The organism is Microbacterium sp. bgisy189 (genome assembly GCF_965345345.1).
GTDB lineage: Bacteria > Actinomycetota > Actinomycetes > Actinomycetales > Microbacteriaceae > Microbacterium.
Map to the genome: position 1 here is coordinate 151,587 of NZ_CBDRMZ010000007.1, position 6,805 is coordinate 158,391.

Annotated in this window: 8 protein-coding genes; 2 read left to right on the forward strand and 6 right to left on the reverse strand. The window is 62.1% G+C overall.

Annotation, left to right across the window (positions count from 1 at the left end; all coding sequences use genetic code 11):
• Positions 1-25: 25 nt before the first annotated feature.
• The 4 genes from ACSF8R_RS10660 to ACSF8R_RS10675 form a co-directional block, all read right to left on the reverse strand.
• Positions 26-1,195, reverse strand: a complete 1,170-nt coding sequence (locus ACSF8R_RS10660) for a hypothetical protein (protein WP_434811857.1) — start codon at positions 1,193-1,195, stop codon at positions 26-28.
• Positions 1,196-1,230: 35 nt separating this feature from the next.
• Positions 1,231-1,782 (reverse strand): DUF4365 domain-containing protein, encoded by a 552-nt coding sequence (locus tag ACSF8R_RS10665; protein WP_434811858.1) that lies wholly within the window; start codon positions 1,780-1,782, stop codon positions 1,231-1,233.
• A gap of 115 nt (positions 1,783-1,897) precedes the next feature.
• A complete protein-coding gene (locus tag ACSF8R_RS10670) occupies positions 1,898-2,401 on the reverse strand; it encodes a DUF1643 domain-containing protein (RefSeq protein ID WP_434811859.1) in 504 nt (167 codons plus the stop codon).
• Positions 2,382-4,136: a DNA methyltransferase gene (locus tag ACSF8R_RS10675; protein WP_434811860.1), complete on the reverse strand. Its 1,755-nt coding sequence runs from the start codon at positions 4,134-4,136 to the stop codon at positions 2,382-2,384. Before ACSF8R_RS10675 ends, ACSF8R_RS10670 begins: the two co-directional genes overlap by 20 nt.
• Positions 4,137-4,179: 43 nt before the next feature.
• On the opposite strand from ACSF8R_RS10675, the gene ACSF8R_RS10680 reads away from it, so the two are divergent.
• Together ACSF8R_RS10680 and ACSF8R_RS10685 are read left to right on the forward strand one after the other, a co-directional pair.
• Positions 4,180-4,419, forward strand: a complete 240-nt coding sequence (locus ACSF8R_RS10680) for a helix-turn-helix domain-containing protein (RefSeq protein ID WP_434811861.1) — start codon at positions 4,180-4,182, stop codon at positions 4,417-4,419.
• A complete protein-coding gene (locus ACSF8R_RS10685) occupies positions 4,420-5,874 on the forward strand; it encodes a hypothetical protein (RefSeq protein WP_434811862.1) in 1,455 nt (484 codons plus the stop codon).
• On the opposite strand, the gene ACSF8R_RS10690 is transcribed toward ACSF8R_RS10685, so the two are convergent.
• Both ACSF8R_RS10690 and ACSF8R_RS10695 read right to left on the reverse strand, forming a co-directional pair.
• A complete protein-coding gene (locus ACSF8R_RS10690; RefSeq protein ID WP_434811863.1) occupies positions 5,871-6,119 on the reverse strand; it encodes a hypothetical protein in 249 nt (82 codons plus the stop codon). The two genes, ACSF8R_RS10685 and ACSF8R_RS10690, sit on opposite strands and share 4 nt — an antisense overlap.
• A 413-nt stretch (positions 6,120-6,532) precedes the next feature.
• The coding region (locus ACSF8R_RS10695) for an integrase core domain-containing protein (protein WP_434811864.1) at positions 6,533-6,805 on the reverse strand (273 nt) is incomplete at its 5' end.

A 6,805-nucleotide genomic window follows, 5' to 3' on the forward strand; every position in this document is an offset into this window, starting at 1 on the left:
ACCGCGACTGCCTCCACCGGTACTGCTACTCGCCCATGTCGAACAGCGGCGCGCGGGCTTCTGACTTCACCTCGGCAGACACTGGCGTGGTTTCGACACGCACCGCTTCAGCCCTATCGATCGCTGAGCCACGAGTTCGCTGCTCGACCTCGCCGGTGACGCTGAGCATTACTTTCGCCCCGTGGGCGCGCACGGCCTGGTCATACTGTTCGTCGCTCAGGTTCACCAAAATCGAGCGAGGGCGCCCGTCGATGCGGGTATGCAGGCGAATCTGTCGCTCGGCGTCTGCCTGCGACGAGCGTAGAAGCGTCACCTCGCCGCTCACTGTAAGAAGGCGTGGCTCCGGTGCCTGCTCGAAGTGCTGGCGAGCCCGAGCGATGACCTTGCCGTCTTCGGGGGTGAAGGCGAACTCCGCGCGATGAACGGGCATCTCGGCGAGCGCCAATTGGTCGTTCTCGTTGAACTCGACCACAATCGCTGACTCATCGCCGGTCGTGATCGGTTCCAGTGCTGCAAGGAGTTCGTATGAGACGCCGCTGCCGATCTTCTCATCGAATGCCTGAAGCGCATCCTTCGCGCCTCGACTCTCCTCGATGGCCGCAGACACTGCTCCCAGAGCGCCTACCAACGTGGCCGTGATCTGCCGCCCCGGGATGCGGGGATGCTTCTTCGACTTGGCGGATGCCGACTTGGAGGTCGCGAACGACTCTTCAGATGGAGTGAGCGCTGTAACTACATAGCTGCCAACTCGGGTCTGCCCCATGTAGCAGTGTCGTAGGTATTCGTCGGCGATCGTAGAACTCGCGTGGGCGAATCGCTTGCGTGGGCCGCTTGCGGTCTTGGCGGCGGTGGATAGAAGACCCCGCGCGCTATCGATCATCTGGTTTCCCGACTGCCACGCGATCAGACCGGCTTCGTTGTCGGTCTCGCGCTTCACATCGACTTCGTCCAGACGTCGGCTGATCATCACTCTTACAAGGTCGATCGCGCGTGCCAGATCGTCGCCGTGCAAGATCCGCAGCCGCTGTTCGAGATCGGTTAGCAGATCTTCGTAGTCGGGAGCATCGGGAATCAGTGGGAAGACTAGGCGAGTGTCGCGAAGTGCGGACATCTCGTGTGAATGCGTACGGGCCTCCCAGTAGTCGAGCGCATTTCGGAAACCACCCGTTCGCTGCCAACCGAGGCGTTGCAGCACTCGTCGGAGGACAATCGATTCTGGGGACGGGTCCGTCATGGCCTACCCCCCGCCCTGATGCGAGCCATGATCGCGCAAAGCGCGACGTCGTCGAAGAGGTTAGTAGCGGGCGCCGACACGCTGACGGTCTTTCCTGAGCGGGCGGGCGCGCCCTCCAGGCTCACCCAGTAGCAGCAGTGCTGCATGGTCGTGTGGGGATGGCCCGAGGCGAACCAGTCGTCAACGTCCTTGGGGAGATCCATGATGACGACAATCGAGGGCATCATCACTCCGGGGCGGCGCATCTTGTCGTAGCGCTTGAGAGACAGGTCTGCGCTTATCGCTGAACGATTCGCATTCCAACCGCTCGTCACGGCCTTGAGTTGTACGCGCAACGGCACGTCTTCGTCCCCTGGCAATTCGTGGGTGAGATCGATGTCGATGCCGTTGTCGATGATTGGGGCGCTGACATTGCAGCCAGCGGCAGCAGCGAGCGACTCGACGACGCCCAACTGAAACAACTCCATGCGGTCGGTGGCGCGGGTCGGCATGCCTCGAAGCAGCGGTGTCCCGGTCGACGGCTCGATCGCGTAGGGGAAGGCCGTCATACGAGCAATCTAGGGGAGACGCGCTGATGCTGCCCAATCCGGCGTGACAGGTGCACACGCGTTGCACGATCATCCCGGAAACTGCTGATCAGCAGCGTGGGACGTTGACGCGCTGTCAAGTAGCCGGCGGGCGGCTGACGGCTACAAGTGCTTGACGAAGTGCATCACCGAACGACAGGTGCTGAAAGTGACGAGTCGTGTATCGCTGCCACCGGGTCGGGTGTCGAGGGCCATCCCCAACTACGTAGACGGGCAGGCCGGACTCACGAAGAAGGTCGGTGAGCCAACGGACTTGCTCGCGATGGAGATCTCGGGCGATGCCGGTCGGCTCGCTGATGCCATAAGCGAGCAGAACCGCATCAGCGCGCTCAATTGCCTTCGCGATCGTGGGTCTTGCCGAGAGCCATGACTCGGGCGCGACTCCAGCGCGACTGATCTCATCGCTGCGATACGTCGGCAGAGAGAACAGATTGACGACATCGATAGTCGAAGTACCGAGCGCGGCGCTCGCCTGCTGCACGCGGCTGAGCGTGCGACTGCCGTCTGTTTCGCTGGGCGGGTTGGAGAGTACCGCGACGAGTCGTCGTGAGCCGTCCGGGTCAGACGAACGCTGGTTCACTGACCTCGTCTTCGTTCACATTTACGAGTCGACCGGACTTCGCATCGATCGTCCACCCCGCCTCGATGAGCGCAGCCGTAGCGTCGCGGAGATCAAGATCGGCGACGCTCCAGTCCTCGAACAGCGCGTGTCGAAGGAGTTCGAGGTACAGGTGGCTGGGCGACGGGTGATCGGCCTCAGCCAAGCGTCGAGTGACGTCCTGAATCTCTGAGCGGGAAGGTGCGTGCAGCCCAGGTGCGGGGTCGTTCGTCGCCGTCATCGTGAGGATGAGGTCCAGAGTCGCGACGTGCTCGAACCCGGAGGCCAAGCCCTTTACGCTGCGCTGTCCTTTATTCAGGATGGCGATCGCGCCCGGATCAATCCTGAGTCCTGCATTCGCAACTGCTCGCTGCACGAGAGCCCAGACCTTGCCGGAAGAGTTGCCGAAGACCATGCTGATCTTCCCGCCAGGCTTGACGATGCGACGGCACTCGCGCAAGGCGTCAGTCAGAAGATCCTCATATCGCCCTGCGGAGCGCTTGCTGTCGCGGCTTCGATCGATCACCGCCTCCTGATGGACATCAGTGAACTCGCCCAACCAGCCCTCTTGGAACAGAGCCATGTCCGCGTAGAAGAGGTTCGAGCCGAACGGGGGATCGGTGAAGACGTAGTCGACGCTCTCATCTGCATAGTTGAGAGAGGCTGCGCTCTGAGTGCTGTAAACGACGTCGGGTACTGCGTCTGATGTTCCGGTGAGTCGAGCCGTCTCAGCGCGAACCCACTGGTCCGACTTGATGACTGCGTCGACCTTGCGGTCGAAGAGGTCGAAGATGTTCCACTCGTAGAAGACCGCCGCCACGTAATAATTGGCATTGGCAGCATTGAGTGGGCGCTTGTGCGACCACTGATAGCGCTTCGATGCCCTAGTGAGAGTTGCAGTGAACGCGAACAGCAACTTCGAGCGAATCGCTGTGTTCGGCTCGCGCTCAATCTCTTCACGAAGTGTGGAGAGTGCGAGCAGGTTCCGCTTGGAGTAGAACGAGGCGACCGTGGTGAGCCCGCTCTTGCCGAGCGATTGAGCCTTGTACATCTCGCGATCCGGCGTGATCTCAACGCGGGGGTAATGTGCACCGCTGAGGTCGACGTCCGTGCTGTCGGGCGACGACGGCTGCTCGACCTGAGTCTTCGAACATGCGCTCTTCACATAGTCGACGACCGGCGCTTCGCCAACTCGGGCTGCGCGGCCCGTCAGGCTTGCGGAGCAGTGCGGGCAGGTCATTCGAGCCTTCGACCATTCGGCGTGCTTCAGCGAGTCATAGAAGTTGACAGGTTCGTGGCATTCGTTGCACTCGACGAGATAGCTCCACACCGTCTTCGCGAGTTCGCCGTCCTCACCGCACGATGCACATGTGACTGAGTACACGGTGCCCAGCCGTGCCTGCGCTCGTCCCAATGCATCGCTCGCGGCTTTGCGGACTGTCGTCGCGTCCACCAAGTTGACGTAGTTCGATCCGATGTGGCGACCCAGAACCGAGATGTCTGACAGAAGGGCCCGTCGCCCGCAGATCGCCGCAGCGACGCCTGTCATGCCCGAGCCTGCGAACGGATCAACGACGACGTCACCGGGCTTCGAGTACGCGCTGATGAACGGGACGATGGCGGGCACCGGCACCTTGGTCAGGTAAGCGTGAGCCATGTAGACGGGGTCGCCCCGTCCGACCAATATTTCCTCGGGCACGAGGTCGATGTTACTCATAGTCTGTAGCCTCATAGTCTTCAGGTTCGTAGCGTTGAGGGCGATGTCTCGCGCTCCGGAGTTGCCTTCGCCCACACACCGCGAAGCCTTCGGGCACCGGCTACGCGATCTTCGTCTCGCGGCTGGGCTGTCGCAGGAAGCACTCGCGGAGAAGTCAGGACTCCACCGTACCTACGTTTCTAGCGTGGAGCGCGGACATCGCAACGTAGGGCTGGACAACATCTACGCGCTCGCGGAGGCCCTGGGCTTGCCGGCTGCGCGGCTGTTTGGAGAACACAACTAAATGGGGTTCAAGGAACCGGACGATTTCGCGCGCTTTCTCACGATCGGGGCACACGCGGCCTCGGCCATATCGCGAGACCTGGAGCAGAATCACGGGCATCGCATCATCGAACTCGAGCGTTACGCACGCGCGAACAAGATCTGGCAGGTCAAGGTGAAGCGTATGCGCCTGCCCGATCTCATGTGTCTGCGCTGCGGCCGACGGTTCGAATCGAAGGGTAAGTCGGCGCTCGAACTCAAACTTTCTGACAGCGCAACGCCCGGGCGTGAGTGGTGGGCGGGAGGGATGCGACAGGACGACGTGTTCGGGTTCGTTCGAGTCGCAGTTCAGCCAAACCGCGTCGACGTCGGTCAGGTCGTCTACGTGACTCGCGAGGCGCTGCATGAAGCGAAGGACGCGCTCGTCGCCGGTCAGCGGAAGTCGGTCGCTGACGGCTCGGAGATCGCAGTGTCGTGGCCATCCTGGACTCCGACGAGCGGGGGGATCATCGATGTCCTGACTGATACAGAAATCGTGATCGAGAAGAGCGATGGTCGGCGTCAGACTTACCGAAACCACGCGAAGTGGCCGAGTCAGCACCCCTACCTGCCTCAAGGGGCCCACTTCGCTGCGGGCGACATGGTCGTTAGTTCCGTCGCTCCAGCAGACGTAGCGTGCGCGGGTGACGTGTGGGACTGGGAGGCTGATCTTGCGTCCCCGGACACCGATGACCGATTCGCGGCTGTGAAGGCGGCGCGTTGGCTCAATCGGGGAAGCGCTGACGACGCACTGCGCGTCCTCGCTCTCCAGTCGGGTGCCGATTGGCGAGTCGCCATCGAGGCCGCGGCGAGCCTGAGCCCGCACGAGCCCTCAATGGTTGATGTCCTTCTTCAGCACGCACTTTCGGGGGCGAAGGAAGGCGCGCCAATGGAAGCGGTGTTCGTCCTCACCGAACTCGCCTCGAATGATGCAGCAGAGGCATTGGAGCAGATCGCCGCGGACGTGACGCTTGCCTCGGAGTTGCGTTCGGCTGCGACATGGGGCTTGGGCCTCGGCGCTGCGGGACAGCCGGACCGCCTCATCGCATTTCTTGACGACCACGATGACCTCGTCGCGCTTCATGCGGGCGCTGTCGTGCCTAACCCGCTGACGAACTGGCTGAAGGCGGAACTTGAATCCTGGCTGACGAGCACGGATCTCAGGCGAGTCGCGTCTGCGGCGCATCTGCTGGCCAGACGGGGAGAGATTCAGACGCTGGTTACACACGCCCAGTCCGCGGCTGGGGACAACAAGGCACTCATTATCCGAGCCCTGGGCGATCTGGAGCGAGCAGACGTCGATCCCTATCTTGGTGGCGCAGATCACACGACGAAGTCAGCGCTATGGGCGCTCTGGGTGCGAGACGTTGATTGGCTGCGGGCGGACGATACAGACGGCGGACTGGAGATTCTTGAGCAGCAGTCGCTTGTGCTCTAGCGGCGAATCAATCGCATGTTCGAGACGAGGCCGAGATATTCGAGATGTGGCCACTGCTCGATCTCTCCGGTCGCGCGCTGCACGACCAGCCAAGGTCGGCCGATCTCGATGAGGCCGAGCGCTTCGTCGTCAGCGACGCGCTGCAAGGTCACGAGACATGCGTCGTGGTCTTCGAAGCCGTCGACAGCAACAGGCTCACCGAACTCGTGATCGACGATCGTGCGACACTCGTCAAACGTCAGCATGCTGCTCCCTTCGGGCGTGGCAACGGTACGTCAGGCAACGTCGCGGCGTTGTGCAGCGTGTTGTGCACACTGCACATCACGGCCCGCGACGAGACGTCACGAGAGTGTCGGGCGTAGCCGAGAGACGTCAACTCCCGACTACGTCCCGACACTCGACGACACGAGACGAGATGTCGTCTCGATGTCTGGGGGTCAAGGGGTCGCAGGTTCAAATCCTGTCATCCCGACCGGACGAGGCCCGGAATCTCAACAGAGGTTCCGGGCCTTCTGCATGTTCCAAATCAGCGGAGGACTCCTAAAGGACTCCGGTTATCAACGGATGTCTCTGCTGTCCGCCAAGATAGGTGGCGTGGGGGAACCAGTAGCCGATCCGCAAGAATCCGGACGACAGAGACGTCGTCGCGCGCGTCCGCCTAGGTGTGATGTCCAGGCAGGTTGTTGAGTCTGCTGATCGGTGTCCCGCCGATCGCGGAGTGTCGCCTGTGCTGATTGTAGAAGTGGATCCAGCCCGGTAGGGCGTCGCGCCGCTCGGTCTCGGAAGTGTAGAGCTTCGCGTAGGCCCATCCGTCGGCGAGGGTGCGGTGGAAGCGCTCGATCTTCCCGTTGGTCTGGGGTCGGTAAGGGCGGGTGCGTTTGTGGCGGATGCTGAGCTCGGAGCAGGCATCTCGCCAGGCGTAGGAGCGGTA

Excerpts from the sequence above, each read along its gene's own strand:
- ACSF8R_RS10675 (WP_434811860.1), bottom strand. The coding sequence starts at position 4,136 with ATGAGTAACATCGACCTCGTGCCCGAGGAAATATTGGTCGGACGGGGC.
- ACSF8R_RS10685 (WP_434811862.1), top strand. The coding sequence starts at position 4,420 with ATGGGGTTCAAGGAACCGGACGATTTCGCGCGCTTTCTCACGATCGGG.
- ACSF8R_RS10680 (WP_434811861.1), top strand. The coding sequence starts at position 4,180 with ATGTCTCGCGCTCCGGAGTTGCCTTCGCCCACACACCGCGAAGCCTTC.
- ACSF8R_RS10690 (WP_434811863.1), bottom strand. The coding sequence starts at position 6,119 with ATGCTGACGTTTGACGAGTGTCGCACGATCGTCGATCACGAGTTCGGT.
- ACSF8R_RS10665 (WP_434811858.1), bottom strand. The coding sequence starts at position 1,782 with ATGACGGCCTTCCCCTACGCGATCGAGCCGTCGACCGGGACACCGCTG.